Below are 19,627 nucleotides of genomic sequence, written 5' to 3' on the forward strand. Positions count from 1 at the left end.
TGTTCCTTGTTCGTTCACCTTAATGGCGGGCGAAAGTGCAGCAAAGCACCGCGATTTCATGTCGCACAAGGTGCCTCTTGGCGCACGCAAGGGATTGGCACGGCGCGCCTGACCGGGCGCGGCCGTGGGTGCGACCACAGGAGTTTGGATCAATGCTGACCGCAAAACAGCGCGAGCTCATTGTCTTCATTCAAGAACGGCTTGAGGAAACCGGCGTCTCGCCGAGCTTCGAGGAAATGAAGGAAGCGCTCGATCTCAAAAGCAAGTCGGGTGTGCACCGGCTGATTTCCGCGCTCGAGGAACGCGGTTTCCTGCGCCGCCTGCCCAACCGGGCGCGCGCGCTCGAGGTGATCCGCCAGCCCGGCGACACGACCCCGGCCCGCGCAGCGGCCTCAGGCAACGTGGTGCCGATGACCCCGCCGCCCGCCCGCGCAGCCGAACCGGCGAACGACGTGATCGAATTGCCGCTGCACGGGCGGATCGCCGCGGGCGCCCCGATCGAGGCGCTCGAGGGCCAGTCGACGCTGCCGGTGCCCGCCGCGCTGCTCGGGCCCGGCGAGCACTACGCGCTCGAGGTATCGGGGGATTCGATGGTCGAGGCCGGCATCTTCGATGGCGATTTCGCGCTGGTGCGGCGGACCAATACCGCGCGCGACGGGGAGATCGTCGTCGCGCTGGTGCGCGGCGAGGAGGCGACCTTGAAGTATCTGCGCCGCGAGAACGGGCAGGTGCGGCTCGATCCGGCCAACGCCTCCTACGACCCGCAATTCTACCGCCCCGACGAGGTCGAGGTGCAGGGCAAGCTCGCCGGCCTGCTGCGCCGCTACCATTGAGGCGGCAGCGCCGGGGTCCGGCGTGCTGACCCTGCCGGTGCGGCCCTTCGGATGGCCGGCAACCGCGCGGCGCCGGTGAGGCCTTTGCGGTCCCGGTGCGGGCCCGCGTTCGGCGGCTCTGTCCGATCAATGCGCCGGTGAATGGATGATCGCGGGGCCAGGATGACGCTCGGTGTCATGTTGGATTGGAAGGGGGCTCTGCGCAGCCCCCTTTTTCTTGCCTGCTGGCACCTCCCAGCCCCCGCTTGACCCTCGCCATACCCCGGCTAGCCCCCGCCTAGACCCGCCTCAGCCCTGCCTCGCCGGCGGGGGCGGTATTCCCCAACATCGCCCTGCTCCGGGACGCGCCACCAGCCATGCTCGCCCTGGCTGTCGGCGACGCTGGTGATGCGGCCCGCCGCCAGATCGAGGGCGAGCCCGCCGCTGCGCTCGAGGTGGCGGCGGTCGGCCTTGAGCCAGCGCGGGCGGCAGGCGCGGGGCAGAAAGCGTTCCGAAACAACGATATCCGCCTCGGCGCAGGCGGCGACGAGATCGCGCCATTCGACCCGGTCCCGGCCCCGGCCGAGCAGCAGCACCCACTCTCTCCCGCCCCGCTCGAGCCGCACCGTGCAGAACGCCGAGGAGCAGCGCGCCCCCGGCCAGTCGGCGAGCGGCAAGGGTTCGGCCGCGACCCCGGCGAGCTCCATCAGGTTGCCCTGGGTGTAGGACGAGCGGCTGTCGCGCAGGGCGAGAAGCCGCCGCTGTCCATCAGGACCGGGCACCGTGATCCCCACCTGCCGCCCGTCCCCCGCGATCAGCACGTCCGGCACCGGAGCGGCCGCGGCCAGCACCGTGCCGAGGGCAATCGGGACCAGTCCGGCGAGGCGCGCCCGGCCGCTCCACAAGGCCAGCCACAGGCCCCCGGCCGAAAACAGCGCGGCGACGAGGCCGCTCATCTGCGGCATCAGACGGACCGCCCCGGCAAGGCCGGCAGTCCGGTGCGCGAGCCACAGCAGCGCTGCGAGCGCCTGCTCGACCACCCACCAGACGGGCGCCCCAGCCCCGACGGTGTCGGCAAGAAAGCCGAGTGCGATCAAAGGCATGGCGATGAAGGTCACGAGCGGGATGGCGACTACGTTGGCGATCGCACCATACATCCCGGCGCGGTGAAAGTGGTAGAGCACGATCGGCATCAGGGCGAGCTCGATCACCACTCCGGTGACGAACAGCATCACCGCATTGCGCCCCAGACGAGCGAGCCAGGACTCCTCGCGCGGGGCGAGGAAGGCGCGGACCGGGCTTGCGTTCGACAGGGCGATCAGCGCCACCACTGCGGTGAAGCTCATCTGGAAGCTCGGCCCGATCGCGCTCTCTGGCCACAGCAGCAGCACGAAGCCGGCGGCGAGCGCAAGCATCCGCATCGAGAGCGCATCGCGCCCCAATGCCAGCGCGCCGAGCACCAGCAGCGCCGCGACGCAGCTCCGGATCGTCGGCACCTCTGCGCCTGTCAGCAGCGTGTAGCCGATCCCCGCAAGCGCGCCGCCCGCAGCCGCCACCACGGGCAGCCGCACCCGGAGCGCGATCGCCGGCAACAGGGCCAGCAGGCGCATCACCGCGAAATAGGCCGCGGCGATCACCGCGCTGACATGAAGGCCGCTGATCGAGAGAAGATGCGTGAGGCCCGCATCGCGCATCGCCGCCGCGTCCGCCTCGGTGATCCCTCCGCGATCACCGCTCGCAAAGGCCGCGGCGATCGCGCCGGGCGAGCCGGGCACCCGGGCACGGACGTGCTCGGCGATAGCCCGCTGCAGCGAGGCGATGCCTCCGCTCGGCGGGGCCGGGCTAAGCACCGTCACCGGGCCGATCACGGTGCCGGTCGCCGCGAGACCCTGGAACCACGCGGCGCGGGCGAAATCGTAGCTTCCGGGCAGCATCGGGTGCGCCGGCGGCATCAGGCGCGCACGCAGCCGCACCACCGCGCCCTCGCCAAGGCGCGCGGGAATCCGCCCTCCCGTGAACCGGTCGAGGGGCACATTGACCCGCACCTTGTGCGCCGCCTCGCCGCTCGCCGCGCGCATCGCGAGGGTGAGCCTGAGGCGCCCCTCGGCGGGCTGGTCCTCGCGTTCGAGCACAAGGCCGTCGATGGTGGCGACCATCGGCCGATCGATCGGCTCGGCGCCGACCAGAGCTGACCGGGCCCAGATCACCGCCACCCCGCAGGCGAACACCAACCCGCAGGCGATGACCGCAAGCCGCAGGTTGGCGCGGGTTTCGTCGGCGCGGCTCGCGAGGGGCCACACCGCCAGGGCGCCGAGCGCCACCCCGACCCCGGCCGCCATGGCGAGGCCCCATTGCCACGGATGGGGCAGCGCGAACCAGGCGAGGATGCCGGCGACGAAGATCACCGCCAGCCACGGGGCGCGGTCGAAGCCGGCCTCGCCGAGGAACCGCTCCGCCGCATCGCCCGCCCGCATCCGCCCGAGCGCGGCGGCGGTGCTGGACAAGCCGCGCGCTCTTTGCCAAGGGCGCGGCGTCGGTTTCCCGGCGGCGGGTGCGCCGCCGGGCTCCTCCCCCATCGGAACCTCCGGCACATCGCGCATCGGTTGCCCCCCGACCGGCCCGACCGGGACAAACCGGGGCCGAGCCGGTTGAAAGAGAACAGGAAGTCGAAGCTCATGGCAAGCGAAAGCAGCACTCCGGACACGCGCCCCGCAGGCGAGGTCGTCACCCGCTTCGCCCCTTCCCCCACCGGTTTCCTGCATATCGGCGGGGCGCGCACCGCGCTGTTCAACTGGCTCTATGCCCGCCACCACGGCGGCCGCACGCTGCTCAGGATCGAGGACACCGATCGCAAGCGCAGCACGCAGGAGGCGATCGACGCGATCATCGAGGGGCTCGAGTGGATGGGCCTCGATTACGACGCGCCCCCGGTATTCCAGTCCGACCGTGCCGAACGCCATGCCGAGGTAGCTTGGCAGCTCCTCGCGGCGGGCCACGCCTACAAGTGCTTCGCCACGCCCGAGGAACTCGAAGCGATGCGCGAGGAGCAGCGCGCCCAGAAGAAGCCGCTTCGCTATGACGGGCGCTGGCGCGACCGCGATCCTGCCGAGGCGCCCGAGGGCGCGCCCTTCGTCATCCGTTTGAAGACCCCTGACGAGGGCGAGGTCACCATTCAGGACCGCGTCCAGGGCGCGGTGACGGTGAAGAACGAGGAAATCGACGACTACATCATCCTGCGCGCCGACGGCACGCCGACCTACATGCTGGCGGTGGTGGTCGACGATCACGACATGGGCGTGACCCACGTGATCCGCGGCGACGATCACCTCAACAACGCCTTCCGCCAGCTGCCAATCATCCGCGCGATGAATGCCATCGAAGGCAATTGGCCCGACCCGGTCTATGCCCATATCCCGCTGATCCACGGCAGCGACGGGGCGAAGCTGTCGAAGCGCCATGGTGCGCTCGGCGTGGAGGCCTATCGCGACGAGTTCGGCATCCTGCCCGAAGCGCTGTTCAACTACCTCCTGCGCCTCGGCTGGGGCCACGGCGACCGTGAGGAGATCACCCGCGCGGAGGCGACGCAGCTGTTCGATCTCGACGGCGTCGGCAAGAGCCCCTCGCGCTTCGACATGAAGAAGCTCGAGAACCTGAACGGCCACTACCTGCGCGAGGCGGATGATGCCCGGCTCGCCGCGCTGGTCGCCGCGCGGATCGGCGAGGATGCCGACGAAGCGCTGCTTGCCAAGGCCATGCCGGTGCTCAAGGTTCGCGCAAAGAACCTCAATGAAGTGGTTGAAGGTGCAGGCTTCCTTTTCGCCAAGCGCCCTCTTGCTATGAGCGAGAAGGCCGCCCAGCTGCTCGAGGGCGATGCGCCCGCGATATTGCGGAAGATTTACGACGCGCTGCGGGCCGAAAACGACTGGACAAGCGAGGCACTCGAAGCCACTACGAAGGCGCTCGCCGAGGCGCAGGGATTGGGTCTGGGCAAGCTGGCGCAGCCGATGCGCGCGGCGCTGACCGGGACAACCACCTCTCCCGGGATCTTCGATGTTCTGGTCCTGCTCGGCCGTGACGAGGCGCTCGCCCGGCTCGACGCTCAGGCTGCTTGAGGCAGGGCGGGCGCGGCGCGCAAGGATCGGTGACAGGGTAATTGGACAGGAGACAGATCTTGGCAGACAAGACGGCGAAACTCGAAATCGGCGGCCAGACCTACGAGTACCCGGTGCTCGAAGGCAGCACCGGCCCCGACGTGATCGACATCCGCAAGCTCTACGCGCAGACGGGTGCCTTCACCTTCGACCCCGGCTTCACCTCGACCGCCGCGTGCGAAAGCGCGCTGACCTATATCGACGGTGACGAAGGCGTGCTGCTGCACCGCGGCTACCCGATCGGCCAGTTGGCCGAGGATTCGAGCTTCATGGAGGTCTCCTACCTCCTCCTCAACGGCGAGCTGCCGAGCAAGGACGAGCTCGACGACTTCACCTACACCATCACCCGTCACACCATGCTGCACGAGCAGCTGATGACCTTCTACCGCGGCTTCCGCCGCGACGCCCACCCGATGGCGATCATGTGCGGCGTGGTCGGCGCGCTGTCGGCCTTCTACCACGACAGCACCGACATCTCCGATCCCGAGCACCGCAAGATCAGCTCGCACCGCCTGATCGCGAAAATGCCGACGATCGCGGCGATGGCCTACAAGTATTCGGTCGGCCAGCCCTTCATCTACCCCGACAACTCGCTGAGCTATACCGGCAATTTCCTGCGCATGACCTTCGGCGTTCCGGCCGAACCCTACGAGGTGATCCCGGAAGTCGAGCGGGCGATGGACCGGATCTTCATCCTCCACGCCGACCACGAGCAGAACGCCTCGACCTCGACCGTGCGTCTCGCCGGTTCCTCGGGCGCCAACCCCTTCGCTTGCATCGCAGCGGGCATCGCCTGCCTGTGGGGCCCGGCGCATGGCGGCGCGAACGAGGCGGCGCTCAATATGCTCAAGGAAATCGGGACGCCGGACCGCATCCCGCACTACATCGAGCGCGCCAAGGACAAGAACGATCCGTTCCGCCTGATGGGCTTCGGCCACCGAGTCTACAAGAACTACGACCCGCGCGCGACGGTGATGCAGAAGACCGTGCGCGAGGTGTTCGATGCGCTCAAGGTCACCGACCCGCTGTTCGAGACCGCGCTGCGGTTGGAAGAGATCGCATTGAACGATCCCTATTTCATCGAGAAGAAGCTGTTCCCCAACGTCGACTTCTACTCGGGGATCATCCTTTCGGCGATCGGCTTCCCGACCACGATGTTCACCGCGCTCTTCGCCCTCGCCCGCACCGTGGGCTGGGTGGCGCAGTGGAACGAGATGATCAGCGACCCCGGCCAGAAGATCGGGCGCCCGCGCCAGCTCTACACCGGGCCGACGCAGCGCGATTACATTCCGCTCGACAAGCGTTGAGCGGCTGACCCGCGATGCTCATGCTGAGGGCGGCAGGGATGTTCCTTGTCGCCCTCGGTTGCATCTGGGCCCTGCAAGGTCTGGGGGTGCTGCACTGGCCCGCCGACAGCTTCATGCTCGGCGATGGCGGCTGGGCCCTGCGCGGCGCGGGCCTTGCGATGCTGGGAGCGACCTTGATTGGTCTGGTTGAATGGCGGCGTCGTTCCTGACGGCAGCCGTTAGGATTGCTCGAGGGCCGATCCTACACATTGCGCATCGAAAGCCCGCTACCGCGTGTATTTTGTCAACCAGCGGCGCCGCACCGCTCAAGCCGCCGGCAACTCCAGCGTGAACAGCGCGCCTCCCCCGGGCGCCGCGCCGACGCCGAGAGTGCCGCCCATCGCCTCGGCAAGCCGGCGCGAGATGTAGAGGCCGAGGCCCGAACCCCCGTCACGCCCGCCGTCGCTGTCGCGGCCGAGGCGCTCGAACTTGTCGAAGATCCGGGCCGCCTGTTCGGGCGTGACCCCCGGGCCTTGATCGGCCACTGTCACCGCCACCCGCCCCTCGCCCGCGCGCTGTGCGGCGATGGTGACCGTGCTCGTCGCCGGGGCATAGGCGATCGCGTTGCCGATCAGGTTGAGCAGGATCTGGAGCACCCGCCGGAACTCGCCGGTGGCGATAGCGGTCCCCCGCGCGCCCTCGAGCGCGAGCACCGTTTCCCGGCTCTGCGCACGCACCCCGAGAATACCCGCCGCGCGCGCCGCCGCGTCGGCGAGATCGACCGGCTCCTTCACGGTGGCGAAGCCGGGAGTTTCGACAACCTCGAGATCGGCAAGGTCGTCGAGCATCGCGGCAAGGTGCTGGCCCGCGCTGGCGATGGTGCCGGCGTAGTCGCTGTACTCCTCGCGCAAGGGCCCCGCAAGGCGGGCGCGGATCGTTTCGGCATTGGCGATGATCCGCGCCACCGGCTGGCGCAGCACCGGCGTGAGCGCGGTGCCGACGAGCCGCGTCGGCAAGGTCTCGGCCGAGGACGAAGGCACGGCGCTCTCGGCCAGCGGTTCTTCGGCGACCAGCAGCAGCTCGAAGCCTGACGGGTTCTGCGCATCGGGGCCGAGCGGGATCAGCCGCACCCGCCAGGTCCGCGCCGAGCCGGCGAAGCGGCAGGTCGCGCCGTCGACGAGCCGCCAGTGGAGCGGCTGCTGGTGGGCGATGTCGGCAAGCTCGACGAGCTCGCTCCACACCCGTCCGGGCGCCGCGGCGGCCTCGGCCTGGAGGGCTGCCGCATCGCTCGCGCGGGCGCTCAGCACCTGAAGCCGCTGGCGCGCGTCGAGCCGGGCGCTGACCTCGGCAGTGGCGCGGTCGATCGCGTCGAGCCGCTCGGCAAAGTCGCGCTGCGAGAGCGGGCTGGGCGCGCTGCGCTGCCAGTTCTCCACCAGCACCTCGCAGCCTCCCCCTTCCTCGACCCCCAAGGGGTGAATCCGCGCAAAGCCCGAGACCTCGGCATCGCCATCATAGGCGCTGAAGGCCCGCGCGATCCTGAGGCCCAGCGCGCGCGCCTGCCGGACCAGCGCGAGCAGCTCCGGGATCGCCAGCACGCCGGGCACGTCGCCGCCGCAGCGCTCCTGCAATTCGGCCAGCGGCGCGTCGGCGCTGAGCAGCCGGTCGCCGGCATCGGTCAGCCCGTAGGCGCCGATAAGGCCCTCGCCGGGATCCATCACGCGCATCATCCCGTCGCGCCCCCGCCTGCGAGGGCGGCGGCATGGTCGGGCGTCAGCGCGCCAAGTCCCGCGGGCAGGCGGACGGCCGGGGACAGCGGCAAGAGCTGGCGTTCGATCGCGGGCTGGGTCAGGCCGGCGCCCCGCAGCAGCAGCGCGAGCCGCGCCGATTGGCCTTCGTGGCAGGCCAGCACCGCCGCCTCGCGCGGCGCTTTCACCGCGCCTGCGAGCGTGGTGGCGAACAGCGCCAGCCCGGCGTGGTCGATCGCCAGCGCGGCAAGCGCACCGCGGCGCATCGCCGCCACGAGCCGCGCGAGAAGGCCGATTCGGCTTGCCCCCTCGTCATATCCCCCCGTCAGTCGCACTAGCGTGGCGCTGTCGGCGCTTGCCGCCTGGAGCTGGCCGACGAGTGCGTGAAACAGCTCTGCCGGCAGCTCGCCAAGCGGCAGTTCCATGCGCTGCTGGCTCTGGACGAAGCGCGACTGCGCGGCCAGCACGCTCATGGCGAGCGCCGCGATCTCGGGGTCCTCAGAGGCGATCAGCTCCTGGAGAAGCGGGCTCAGCACCGGATCGAGCGCCATGCGCTGTTGCAGACGCGCCGCGATCAGTCCCTCGGCAGCGATCGCGTGGCAATGGGCGAGGAGCGCCTCGTCATCCATCAGTCGCGCCGCCAGCGCTTCGCGCGCGGCCTCATCTCCCCCGGGATAATCGCGGGTAGCAGCGTCGCGTCCGGCGGCTGCCGCCATGAGCTGCGCAGCGAGATCGAGGATCATGCCGCGCACCCGGGCAAGGATCGCATCGCTCACCAAGGTCCCGGCATCGGAGCTCAGAAGATGGCGCAGGACCGGGACGACCGCCGCCAACGCGCGTGCTTCCCGCGCGAGTTCGTCCCGCAGGGTCGCCTCGACAGCATCGTCGGCGGCAAGGTCCATCGTCTTTTCGCCCATCCTCAAGCGACATAGTGCCCGTTTGGTTAAGGACGGGTTAGATCAATCCTCGGCGCGGCGCAGCAGCAAAGCTGCAAGCAGCCCCAAGGAGAGACAGGCCAGCATCTCGGGCAGAAAACCGGTCACGGCAGCCAGCGACAGCAGCAGGAGGAGGCTCGTCCGGTCCGAGGCGGCCGCACTCAGGCCGCTGCCGGAGCCGTCGGCGACAAGCCGCGCCAGCCCTACGACGACCGGACCGAGCGCCGCCAGCGGCTGCCAGTCCGGCCACGGCGCCAGCGCGAACCACCCGGTAAGGGCCGCGGCGACATCGACCGCCACATCGACCCGGGCGCGGGAGCCTGCGCTTTCCCCCTTGCCGATCAGACGCCGAGACAGCGACGCGATGCGCCATGCCACCTCGGCCGCGAAAGCACCGACTCCAGCAAGCAGGAGACCCGCCCCTCCCACGCCCGAGGCGGCAAGCAGCAAGCCGCCGAGCATCGCGGCGAGAGCGGCACCGGCCGCGACGGGTACCGCGCCGGTGGACCCGCGCACAACGATTGCGCGTGCCATCATTCCGGCAAGCCACGAGCCGGGCGCCCGGCCGTCGACGGGCAATGCCGCACGGGCGATCAGCCCCGCACCGGCTTGCGCCACGCTTGGTGCATTGTCGGCAAGCAACCAGCTTTCCGGCACCACCTCGCGTGGGGAGAGGTCTCGGATCGGCGTGCCCGCTTGCAGCGCGAGGCGCAGCAATAGCGAAATGGCATCGGCGTCTGCGGGCATGTCGGCGAGTTGCTGGACCGGCGCGCCGCGCATCGCCAGCACGCCTGCCCAGCAGCGCGTCGCATCGATCCGCTCGAAATCTTCCGGGTGGCTAGCGGCAAGCGGGTGATCCGCGGGCAAGCTTGCGACCGCGCGGGCAAGACCCCCTCCCCCGCTCAGCAGCGCCTGCACCACGACAGGTTCAGGGACCAGCCCGTCGGCGATGACGATCAGGTCGTCCTCGGCCCTGACCAGGGCTGGGAGCGCTGCAAAGCCCTTGAGCGCGTGGAAGGCCGTGCCCGTTCTCTCGAGCGTCCGCTGAAGCGCGAGCATGGCGCCGCTCGCCGCACTCGTCTCGGTCAGGCACAGGACGCGCTCGACGCCCAGCGATTGCAGGAGGGCCCCCTGCCAAGCGAGCACCGTACGTCCGGCCAGCGGCAGTTCGGCGCGCAAGGCCCCCTCCTCGCTGCGCCGGAGCGCGGCAATCAGGCCGATGCGCATAAGTGTCCTTCCTCGATCCACGCCTTTTCGGCATGCCAAGGTTGGCGGGTTCGGGCGCTGGCTTCAAGCTGGCGGCGGTCGCTTTGCCCTGTCGCGGGGCACGACGCAGCCGATCAGGCGCGCGGATCGGGCTTGCGGGCGCGGGCGAAGCGGGCGAGCACGGCTTCGATCTCGCGGATCGCCATCGGCTCGCCGGGCGCTGCATGGAGCGCGATCTCGGCCGCCTGCAGGAGATCCTCGGCGTTGAAGCTTGCGGCGAGGCCCTTCAGCCGCATCGCGGCCACGTGCCAGTTGCCGTCGCAGCGCGCGCGCTTGAGCAGATCGAGCTGGCGCGTGGCGCTGTCGAGAAAGGCCGACCGCAGATCGCGCAGCAGGGCGGCATCGTCGCCGGCTGCCGCCGCAAGAGTCGCGTCGAGGGCTCCGTGGTTGAATGCCATGAGGACGCGATAGCCCGGACAAGGTTAAAGCGGGGTTTATCGCCGATCCGGCTGTGGTAAGAGGCTGGCATGACAGGACGGCACCAGATGCGCGCTTTCGGGCGCGGGAGCGGCACGGGCGGGGCCGAGGGCTCGGATGAGCGCGAACGGGGTCCGGACGAAACCTTGACGGAGGATGCGCTCGATCTGGATTCGGTCTGGGTGGAGGACGAGGCCCATGAAGGCAGCGCATCCGCTGCGTCACACCCAATCCTGCGCTGGCTGGCGCCCGCGCTCGCCTTACTCGCAGTGGCGGGCTGGACCGTCTTCTTCGGCTGGACGCTGATCGAGGAAGCGCGTTCGGGCGCAGCACCACGCGAATGGGCGGGGTGGATCGTGCAATGGTCGGTGCCGGTCGCGCTGATCGGCATCGGGTGGCTGTTGGCGATGCGCTCCTCACACGCCGAGGCGCGGCGCTTCGCTGCGACCGCAGCACAGATGAACCGCGAAGGTGCGGCGCTGGAGGCACGCCTGAAGGTGGTCAACCGCGAATTGAGCCTGGCACGCGAGTTCCTCGCCGCGCAGGCGCGCGATCTCGAGGCTTTGGGCCGGATCGCTGCCGAGCGGATCTCTGCCCACGCCGGAGAGTTGCAGGGTCTGATCGCCAGCAACGGCGCGCAGGTCGAAACGATCGCCGCGACCAGCGAAACTGCGCTCGGGAACATGAACCGGCTGCGCGACGATCTCCCGGTCATCGCCAACGCGGCGCGCGATGTCACCAACCAGATCGGCAGCGCGGGGCGTGCCGCCGAAGACCAGGTCGCGCGCCTCCACGGCGGCTTCGAGCGCCTTGCGGCAATCGGCGGCGAAAGCGAGACGCGGATCGACAGGCTGAGCACGCAGCTCGCCGATGCGCTCGGCGCGCTCGAGGCACGGACCACTGCGGCGGCGCAGGAAACCGGCACGCTCGCGGCGCGGCTCGCCGAGGCGAGCACGGCGGCGGAAGGCCGCTTTGCCGCGGCGATTGCGGCCCTGCACGAGACACTGATGGAGAAGCTGCGGCTCGTCGAGGAGCTCGATCGCAACACCACCGCCGCCGCACAGCGGCGGATCGTCGACCTGCGCGGCGAGGCGACCCGCTTCGACGAACATATCGAGGCGCGCAATCGCAACTTCGACGAGCTCATCGAGCAGCGCCGTGCCGCCTTCGAGACGCAGGCGGCACAGGCGAGCGAACTCCTCGCCCAGCGCCTTGCGGCGCTGGACGATGAACTCAACCAGCGTCGCGAGGCACAGGTTGCCGAGATCGAGCGGCTGATCGCGCAGGGCGACGCGATGGCCGCCCGGGTGGCCGAGCTCGGACGGTTGGTCGAGGAGGTCAACACGAGCAGCACGGCGACGCGCGAGAGCCTCGGCGTCGGGCTCGGGACCCTAGCCGATCAACTCGCCGAAAAGCGCGCCGCGCTCGCGGCCACGGAGGCGCAGCTGCGGCAGCTTACCGATGACAGCGTGCGGCTGCTGGAGATCCTCCAGTCCGGAAGCCGCTCCTGCCGCGAAGACCTTGGCAGCGCGATCGCCGGCGCTGCTGCCGCCATCGCCGGTGCCGAGTCACAGGCGCGTCAGGTCGAGGGGCTGATGCTGAGCAGCGCGCAATCGGGCAGCGATCTCGCCGAATACCTCACACGGACCCGCGCCGATATCGACGCGGCTGAAAGCGCCATCGGCGATTTCCGGGCCATTCTGGCCGCCGAGACCGACGAGACGCTGGCGCGGCTCCAGGGTCTGCGCGGCGGCTTTGCGCGGCTCTCCGATGAAAGCGCGGCGCTCGCAGGCAGCACGCAGGAGGCGCTGCGCGAGGCGCTCGGCACACTAGAAGCGGCGATCGCACAGACCTTCGCCGCCCTCGAAGAAGGCGCGCAGGAGCGGGTGCCGCAGCTTGCCGCCGGGCTTGCTGCCGATGCGATCGAAGCGTTGGAGCGGGCGCTGCGCAACGAAGCCGCCGAGACGCTCGGCAAGCTCGAGCAATCGGCGGCCCACGCCGCCGGCGTCGGGCGCGAGGCGGCGATACAGCTGCGCGACCAGCTCGTGAAGGTCAACGAACTCACCGGCAATCTCGAACAGCGGGTGACCCGTGCCCGCGAGCTTGCCGAGGAGCAGGTCGACAACGACTTCACCCGGCGCATGGCCCTGATCACCGACAGCCTCAACTCGGCGGCGATCGACATTTCGGGGGCGCTCTCGAGCGATGTCCCGGATACTGCCTGGGACGCCTATCTGAAGGGCGATCGAGGGATCTTCACCCGCCGTGCGGTGAGCCTGATCGACAAAGGCACGGCAAAGGACATCGCCGGGCTGTACGCCTCGGACGAGGCCTTCAAGGCGAATGTCGGCCGCTACATCCACGATTTCGAATCGCTCCTGCGCCAGACACTATCGACCCGTGACGGGCACGTGCTGAGCGTGACGATGCTCGGCTCTGACATGGGCAAGCTCTACGTCGCGCTTGCCCAGGCCATACGCCGCTTCCGAAGCTAGGCGGCGGACGGCGGCTTGGGCAGGATGTCGATGTCCTCCGCCGTCACCCACCCTTGCGAATAATTGGCCACGAAGAGAGCGGTCAGCACGGCGGCGATCACGGTCGCACGCAGCGCCAGTTTGCCCGGGCGGAAGTTGACGGGCGCGCTGTCGGCCTGGCCGGGGATCTTCGCCTCGCCACTTTCGTGCGCCGTCCGAACGCCGAAAGGCAGCATCACGAAGCCGCTCATCACCCAGAACAGGAAGTAGATGGCGATGATCGACGTGATCTGCATCAGGCCGCAGCTCCCGGCATCACCACGCGGACCTGCGGGCGCTTGCCAGACCAGCGCTGCGCCGCGCGGCGCGCGGCGAGGCGCGCGGCTTCGCGGATCGCGGCTTCGTCCTTGGCGTCGCGGCCCTTGAGGCGGCCGATGGCAGCGAGAACGTCGCTCGTCGCCTCCTCGAGGAATTCGGGCAGGTCCTCGTCGAGCGGCAGGCCGATCGCCTCGATCACCGGGCGCGCGCCGCGGGCGAGCACCACCACCAGCACGCCCTCGCCCGCGATGCGGCGACGCATGGTGATCGCATCGCCATCGGCGGGCGCGATAATGTCGCCGTCGAGCACCAGACGCCCGGCGCGAACCTCGGCGACCTTGCCGGGCTTGCCGGGGGCGAGGCGGACGAGGTCGCCGTTCTTCTGCACCAGCTGCGAGGGGATGCCGCAAGCCTTCCCGACCCGCGCCTGCTCGGCCATGTGGCAGATCTCGCCATGGACGGGGATGAGGATTTCGGGCTTCAGCCAGCTGTAGAGCGCCTCCAGCTCCGGTCGTCCCGGGTGGCCCGAGACGTGGATCAGCGCCTGCCGGTCGGTGACCATCTGGATGCCACGCGCGGCGAGCTGGTTCTGGATCTTGCCAATGGCGATCTCGTTGCCGGGGATCTGGCGCGAGGAGAACAGCACCACATCGCCCGCGACGAGTTCGATGGGGTGATTGTTGTCTGCCATCCGGCCGAGCGCCGCGCGCGGTTCGCCCTGCCCGCCCGTGGCAAGGATCAGCACCTCGCCGCGCGGCAGGCCCATCGCGGTGTCGAAATCGATCAGCGGCGGCAGGTCCGCAAGATAGCCATTGTCCTGCGCCACCTCGATGATCCGGTCGAGCGACCGGCCCGCGACGCACAGCTGCCGCCCGGTCTCGCGCGCGACCTCGCCTAGGGTCTGAAGCCGCGCGACGTTGCTCGCGAAAGTGGTGACGACGACCCGCTTGCCCGTGTGCCGGGCGACCTCCTCCATCAGCGCGCGGTGCACCGCACCCTCGCTGCCGGAAGGGTTGGGGTTGAAGACGTTGGTGGAATCGCACACGAGCGCCAGCACGCCCTCGTCGCCTATCTGGCGGAGTTCCTCCTCGGTGGTGGGCTCCCCGATAATCGGCTCCTCGTCGAGCTTCCAGTCGCCGGTGTGGAAGATGCGCCCGTGAGGCGTGTCGATCAGCAGCGCGTTGCCCTCGGCGATCGAATGCGCGAGCGGCAGGTAGGTGATGCTGAACGGGCCGAGGTCGATCTGGCCGTGATCTTCCTCGATGATGTTGAGCTCGACCTCGCCGAGCAGGCCCGCCTCCTCGAGCTTCCTCGCCACGAGGTCGGCGGTGAAGGGCGTTGCGTAGAGCGGCACGCCGAGCTCGCCGGCGAAATAGGGGACCGCACCGATGTGATCCTCGTGCGCGTGGGTAAGGACAATGCCGACGAGGTCCTTTGCACGCTCCTCGATGAATTCGAGGTCGGCGAAGACCAGCTCGACGCCCGGGTATTCGTTCCCCGAGAAGGTCATGCCGAGATCGACCATGATCCATTTGCCTTGGCAGCCATAAAGATTGACATTCATGCCGATCTCGCCGGAGCCGCCGAGGGCCAGGAACAGGAGTTCGTCTTCGGGGGTGTAGTCGTTCTTCAAGATGTGTCCGGTTCTGTGAGAGGGTCAGCCGTCCTGCGCCTGCCGCGCGAGGATCGCGAGGCCATCGAGCGTGAGGTCGGCGTCGACGTGATCGAAAATGTCGGTCGCGTCGTCGAACAATATGGCGAGCCCGCCCGTGGCTACAACCTTTGCCGGGCGTCCGATTTCGGTCTTCATCTTGGCGACCATGCCTTCCATCATCGCGACATAGCCCCAGAACACGCCGATCAACATCTGGTCTTCGGTGTTGCGGCCGATGACCGAGCGGCTTTCCGGCGCGCGGATCGCGATGCGCGGGAGCTTGGCGGTCTTGCCCACCAAGGCATCGAGGCTGAGGTTGATCCCCGGCGCGATCGAGCCGCCCTTGTAGGCGCCGGTGAAATCGACCGCCTCGAACTTGGTCGCGGTGCCGAAGTCGACCACAATCAGGTCGCCGCCGTACTTGTGGTGCGCGGCCAGGATGTTGAGCGCGCGGTCGGCACCGAGCGAAGACGGCTGGTCGACGTCGATCTCGAAGCGCCAGCGCGCCGCACCCTGCCCGGCAAAAAGCGGCGTCTTGCCGAAATATTTCTGGCACAGGACAGTGAGGTTGTGATCGGCGCGCGGCACCACCGAGGCGACGATGATCTGGGTGATCTGGTCGCGCTCGATCCCCTCGATCTTCAGGAGTTGAAGGAGCCAGACGGCATACTCGTCGCCGGTGCGGCGCGGGTCGGTGGCGATGCGCCAGCGGGCGCGGATGTTGTGCGAGCCGTCCGCGGCAAGGTCGAACAGCGCAAAGACGACATTGGTGTTCCCGACATCGGCGGCGAGCAGCATGGCTTGAAGTTCCTGACCTTAGGAAATGTCCCCGGCGCGAATGACACGTTCGCTGCCATCCGCCAAGCGCAGCCGCAAGGCGCCGTCGCTTTCCTCCAGCCCCGCGAAGGAGCCGGAGAGCACCGAGCCGTCGGTGTCGTGGACGGTGAGCGGAGAGCCTTGGGCGTGGATCGAGAGGCCGAGGAAAGCGTGGAGCGTTGCGCCCAGGCCATAGGTGCGCCACGCTTCAAGCCGCCGGTCGAAGGCGGCTGCGAGGCTGGCGGCGAAGTCCTCGAGGGCGGGCGGCGAGCTCACGTCGGCGAGTGCGGCGGTCTGGCGGCCGGGCACCTCGGGCGCCTTCGCCAGGTTGACCCCGATGCCCACCACGATGTGTCCGCGCACCATTTCGAGAAGAATGCCCGACAGCTTGCCACCAGAAAGCAGGACATCGTTGGGCCACTTGACGCCGAGCGCCCCGCTCTCACCCGACGCTCCGGTAGCCGCGTCACGCACGGCGAGCGCGGCGACGAAGCTCAGCGATGCGGGCGGCGGCCCGCCCTCACCGATGCTCACCACGGTCGAGCCCATGAAGTTGCCCGCCCCGTCGAACCATTCGCGCCCCTGCCGCCCGCGCCCGGCGGTCTGGCGGCGAGCGACCAGCCACACCCCTTCCGCCCAGCCCTCGCCGCTGCGGAGCGCGGCGGCGAGGTCGGCATTGGTCGAGCCGGTTTCTTCGACGATCCTGATCAAACCGCGAGGAACAGCGAGGCGGCGGCCTTGTCGGCAAGCGCGGCCAGTGAGGGCGTGAGGAAGTAGCCCAAAGGCGAGACGATCAGCGCCGCCAGCCCCAGCAGCACCCAGTGTGCCGGGCCGCTCTTGCCGGTGACGACGCCGGCGGGTTCATCGAAGAACATTACCTTCACGAACTTGATGTAGTAGAAGGCACCGATCACGCTCGCGGCGATGGCGATCGCGCCGAAGGCGACGAGGCCGGCCTCGATGGTCGCCTGAAACACCACGAACTTGCTGTAGAAGCCGAGCAGCGGCGGGATGCCGGCAAGGCTGAACATGAAGATCAGCAGCGCCCAGGCGATCGCCGGACGGGTGACCGACAGGCCACGGATATCGGCGAAGGTTTCGTAGAGCGAACCGTCCTCGGCCCGCAGCATGAGGAGCGCGGCGAAGCTGCCGATGCTCATCGCGACGTAGATGAAGAGGTAGATGAGCATTGCCGAAGCGCCCTGGGTGTTTGCCACCGCAAGGCCGAGCAGGATGAAGCCGATATTGTTGATCGAGGAATAGGCGAGCAGGCGCTTCAGATTCTCCTGCCCGATCGCTCCCAGCGCGCCGAAGATGATCGAGGCGAGCGCCATGAACATCACGATCTGCTGCCAGGCGGCAACCTGACCGCCGAACACCTCAAAGGCGACCCGCGCCGTAAGCACCACCGCGGCGACCTTGGGCGCGGTCGAGAAGAAGGCGGTGACCGGCGTGGGCGCGCCCTCGTAGACGTCGGGGGTCCACATATGGAACGGCACGGCGCTGATCTTGAAGGCGAGGCCGGAAAGCACGAATACCACACCGAACAGCGCGCCGGTGCCCATCTCGCCGGTGAGGCCTGCACGCACCGCTGCGAAGCCGGTGCCGCCGGTGAAGCCGTATAGCAGGCTCATGCCGTAAAGCAGGATACCGCTCGCGAGCGCGCCGAGCACGAAATACTTGAGCCCCGCCTCTCCCGAGCGTGTGTCCCGACGCAAGATCGCGGCGAGAACGTAGGATGTGAGGCTGGTCAGCTCGAGACCCAGATAAAGGCTCATGAAGTCGCTCGCCGAGACCATCAGGCCCATGCCGACGCTCGAGAAGAGGATCAGCACCGGGTATTCGGCGCGCATGGCCCGCTCGGTCCCCGCCGAGGGGCTGGCGAAGAAGGCAGGGGCGATCATCAGCGCGGCGATCGCGGCAAGGTAGATCAGCGCCTTGGCGAAGAGGGCGAAGCTGTCGACCTTGAACAGGCCGCCGAAGGCGAGCGATTCCGGGCCTTCCGTTCCGAAATGAAGGCCCGGCACGATCAGCAGGCCCGCGACGAACAGAGCGGCAGAGGCAGCGATGGCGATCTGGCGGCCGGCCTTGTCACCGCCCCACGCGGCAACGAGCAGGAGGACGAGCCCGGAGAAGCTCAGCAGGAGCTCCGGCAGGACGAGGGCGAAGGAAGGCGCGAAGTCCATCAGTGCGCGCCCTCCCCGGCGGCGGAATGTTCGGCATTGTGGTGGTGCAGCGCGTTCGCCGCTTCGGCACGCGGGGTGCCGGGTGCGAGGCGCGCATCGGAAGCCGGAGCGGCTGCGGCCAGACGGGCGTCAAGGACCGCAATATCGCCGCGCATCGGCGCAAGGAAGCTTTCGGGATAGACGCCCATCCAAAGCACGGCTGCCGCGATCGGGGCCATCATGATCCACTCGCGTGGCCCGATGTCGGGCATCGCGGCGGCATCGGCATGGGTCTGCCCGCCGAACGCCACACGGCGATAAAGGTAGAGCATGTAGGCGGCACCGAGGATGATCCCGGTGGTCGAGACCAGCGCGACCGTGCTCGAAGCCTGGTAGATGCCGGCGAGCGACAGGAACTCGCCGACGAAACCGCTCGTGCCCGGCAGGCCGATCGATGCCATGGTGAAGAGCAGGAAGAACAGCGCGTAGTAAGGCATGTTGATCGCAAGGCCGCCATAGCGGGCGATCTCGCGGGTGTGGAGGCGGTCGTAGATGACCCCCACGCACAGGAAGAGCGCGCCCGAGACGAGGCCGTGGGAGAGCATGACGATCATCGCGCCCTCCAGCCCCTGCACGTTGAACGCGAACAGGCCGACCGTGACGATCGCCATGTGCGCGACGGACGAATAGGCGATCAGCTTCTTCATGTCGGCCTGCACAAGCGCGACCAGCGAGGTGTAGACCACAGCGACCATCGACAGCAGCCAGACCAGCCAGGCGAGCTGCGCCGAGGCCTCGGGGAACATCGGCAGGCTGAAGCGGATGAAGCCGTAGCCACCCAATTTCAGCAGCACGCCCGCGAGGATCACCGAGCCGGCGGTCGGCGCCTGCACGTGCGCGTCGGGCAGCCAGGTGTGGAGCGGCCACATCGGGACCTTCACCGCGAAGCTCGCGAAGAAGGCCAGCCACAGCCAGGTCTGCGCGCTCGCAGGAAAGCCGTATTGCATCAGCGTCGGAATGTCGGAGGTGCCAGCCTCGGCGACCATCCAGAACATCGCGATCAGCATCAGCACCGAGCCGAGCAGGGTGTAGAGGAAGAACTTGTAGCTCGCGTAGATGCGGTTGTCCCCGCCCCACACGCCGATGATCAGATACATCGGGATGAGGCCCGCCTCGAAGAAGACGTAGAACAGGAACAGGTCCTGCGCTGCGAAGGTGCCGATCATCAGCACCTCCATAAACAGGAAGGCCGCCATGTATTCGCCAACCCGTTTGTGGATCGCGTCCCAGCTCGCAAGGATGCAGATCGGCATCAGGAAGACGCTGAGCATGATCAGCAGCAGCGCGATGCCGTCGATGCCGAGTGCCCAGGAAAAGCCCGCGAACATGGCGGCGCGCTCGGTGAACTGCCATTGCGGGCCGCCGATCTCGTAATTGGCCCAGAGGACCACGCCGAGCGCGAAGGTGACGAGCGTCGCCCCGAGCGCGATCCAGCGCGCGGCATTGGCGCCCGAGAACAGGCACGCCGCCGCGCCCGCCAGGGGGACGCACATCATTAGCGACAGGATGGGAAGGCCTTCCATTACGA

General features: G+C 68.7%; 16 protein-coding genes. 5 read left to right on the forward strand and 11 right to left on the reverse strand.

All coding sequences use genetic code 11. The features are described from left to right. The first annotated feature begins 152 nt into the window (after nucleotides 1–152). Nucleotides 153–833, forward strand: a complete 681-nt coding sequence (lexA, locus tag OPU67_RS09690; protein WP_267619332.1) for a transcriptional repressor LexA — start codon at nucleotides 153–155, stop codon at nucleotides 831–833. Nucleotides 834–1,099: 266 nt separating this feature from the next. On the opposite strand, the gene OPU67_RS09695 is transcribed toward lexA, so the two are convergent. After that, nucleotides 1,100–3,316: a ComEC/Rec2 family competence protein gene (locus tag OPU67_RS09695; protein WP_267619333.1), complete on the reverse strand. Its 2,217-nt coding sequence runs from the start codon at nucleotides 3,314–3,316 to the stop codon at nucleotides 1,100–1,102. A 171-nt stretch (nucleotides 3,317–3,487) separates the two neighbouring features. Here OPU67_RS09695 and gltX point away from each other — a divergent pair, with 171 nt between their 5' ends. Genes gltX through OPU67_RS09710 form a run of 3 tightly spaced genes read left to right on the forward strand, consistent with a single transcriptional unit; the run spans nucleotide 3,488 to nucleotide 6,479 of the window. Beyond that, a complete protein-coding gene (gene gltX, locus OPU67_RS09700) occupies nucleotides 3,488–4,924 on the forward strand; it encodes a glutamate--tRNA ligase (RefSeq protein WP_267619334.1) in 1,437 nt (478 codons plus the stop codon). 59 nt (nucleotides 4,925–4,983) lie between these two features. Continuing rightward, nucleotides 4,984–6,270, forward strand: a complete 1,287-nt coding sequence (locus OPU67_RS09705) for a citrate synthase (protein ID WP_267619335.1) — start codon at nucleotides 4,984–4,986, stop codon at nucleotides 6,268–6,270. 38 nt (nucleotides 6,271–6,308) lie between these two features. After that, nucleotides 6,309–6,479, forward strand: a complete 171-nt coding sequence (locus tag OPU67_RS09710) for a hypothetical protein (protein WP_267619336.1) — start codon at nucleotides 6,309–6,311, stop codon at nucleotides 6,477–6,479. A gap of 96 nt (nucleotides 6,480–6,575) precedes the next feature. Here OPU67_RS09710 and OPU67_RS09715 read toward each other — a convergent pair whose 3' ends face one another. The 4 genes from OPU67_RS09715 to OPU67_RS09730 all read right to left on the reverse strand — a co-directional run bounded on the left by OPU67_RS09715 (nucleotide 6,576) and on the right by OPU67_RS09730 (nucleotide 10,593). Next, complete coding sequence (locus tag OPU67_RS09715; RefSeq protein WP_267619337.1) at nucleotides 6,576–7,976, reverse strand: sensor histidine kinase; 1,401 nt, start codon at nucleotides 7,974–7,976, stop codon at nucleotides 6,576–6,578. Beyond that, entirely contained in the window at nucleotides 7,973–8,911 is a 939-nt protein-coding gene (locus OPU67_RS09720) for a hypothetical protein (protein ID WP_267619338.1), read from the reverse strand. The genes OPU67_RS09715 and OPU67_RS09720 overlap by 4 nt, the downstream gene beginning before the upstream one ends. Before the next feature lie 42 nt (nucleotides 8,912–8,953). Continuing rightward, nucleotides 8,954–10,156 carry a hypothetical protein gene (locus tag OPU67_RS09725; RefSeq protein WP_267619339.1) on the reverse strand — a complete coding sequence of 401 codons (1,203 nt, stop codon included), beginning with the start codon at nucleotides 10,154–10,156 and terminating at the stop codon, nucleotides 8,954–8,956. Between the two features lie 113 nt (nucleotides 10,157–10,269). After that, nucleotides 10,270–10,593, reverse strand: coding sequence for an Hpt domain-containing protein (locus tag OPU67_RS09730; RefSeq protein WP_267619340.1), 324 nt, complete (start codon nucleotides 10,591–10,593; stop codon nucleotides 10,270–10,272). Nucleotides 10,594–10,662: 69 nt separating this feature from the next. Between OPU67_RS09730 and OPU67_RS09735 the strand changes: the two genes are divergently transcribed. Then, nucleotides 10,663–13,107: an ATPase gene (locus OPU67_RS09735; protein WP_267619341.1), complete on the forward strand. Its 2,445-nt coding sequence runs from the start codon at nucleotides 10,663–10,665 to the stop codon at nucleotides 13,105–13,107. Here OPU67_RS09735 and OPU67_RS09740 read toward each other — a convergent pair. From OPU67_RS09740 to OPU67_RS09765, 6 genes are all read right to left on the reverse strand, one after another. Continuing rightward, nucleotides 13,104–13,382 carry a DUF1467 family protein gene (locus tag OPU67_RS09740; protein WP_267619342.1) on the reverse strand — a complete coding sequence of 93 codons (279 nt, stop codon included), beginning with the start codon at nucleotides 13,380–13,382 and terminating at the stop codon, nucleotides 13,104–13,106. The genes OPU67_RS09735 and OPU67_RS09740 overlap by 4 nt on opposite strands. Next, complete coding sequence (locus OPU67_RS09745) at nucleotides 13,382–14,968, reverse strand: ribonuclease J (protein ID WP_420708995.1); 1,587 nt, start codon at nucleotides 14,966–14,968, stop codon at nucleotides 13,382–13,384. The genes OPU67_RS09740 and OPU67_RS09745 overlap by 1 nt, the downstream gene beginning before the upstream one ends. A gap of 93 nt (nucleotides 14,969–15,061) precedes the next feature. Further along, nucleotides 15,062–15,856 (reverse strand): type III pantothenate kinase, encoded by a 795-nt coding sequence (locus OPU67_RS09750; protein ID WP_267619344.1) that lies wholly within the window; start codon nucleotides 15,854–15,856, stop codon nucleotides 15,062–15,064. 18 nt (nucleotides 15,857–15,874) lie between these two features. Next, entirely contained in the window at nucleotides 15,875–16,585 is a 711-nt protein-coding gene (locus tag OPU67_RS09755) for a biotin--[acetyl-CoA-carboxylase] ligase (protein ID WP_267619345.1), read from the reverse strand. Continuing rightward, nucleotides 16,582–18,060: an NADH-quinone oxidoreductase subunit NuoN gene (nuoN, locus tag OPU67_RS09760; protein WP_267619346.1), complete on the reverse strand. Its 1,479-nt coding sequence runs from the start codon at nucleotides 18,058–18,060 to the stop codon at nucleotides 16,582–16,584. Before nuoN ends, OPU67_RS09755 begins: the two co-directional genes overlap by 4 nt. Further along, nucleotides 18,060–19,622, reverse strand: coding sequence for an NADH-quinone oxidoreductase subunit M (locus tag OPU67_RS09765; RefSeq protein ID WP_267619347.1), 1,563 nt, complete (start codon nucleotides 19,620–19,622; stop codon nucleotides 18,060–18,062). Before OPU67_RS09765 ends, nuoN begins: the two co-directional genes overlap by 1 nt. Nucleotides 19,623–19,627: the final 5 nt, after the last annotated feature.

This window comes from Erythrobacter sp. WG (assembly GCF_026586795.1).
Lineage (GTDB): Bacteria > Pseudomonadota > Alphaproteobacteria > Sphingomonadales > Sphingomonadaceae > Erythrobacter.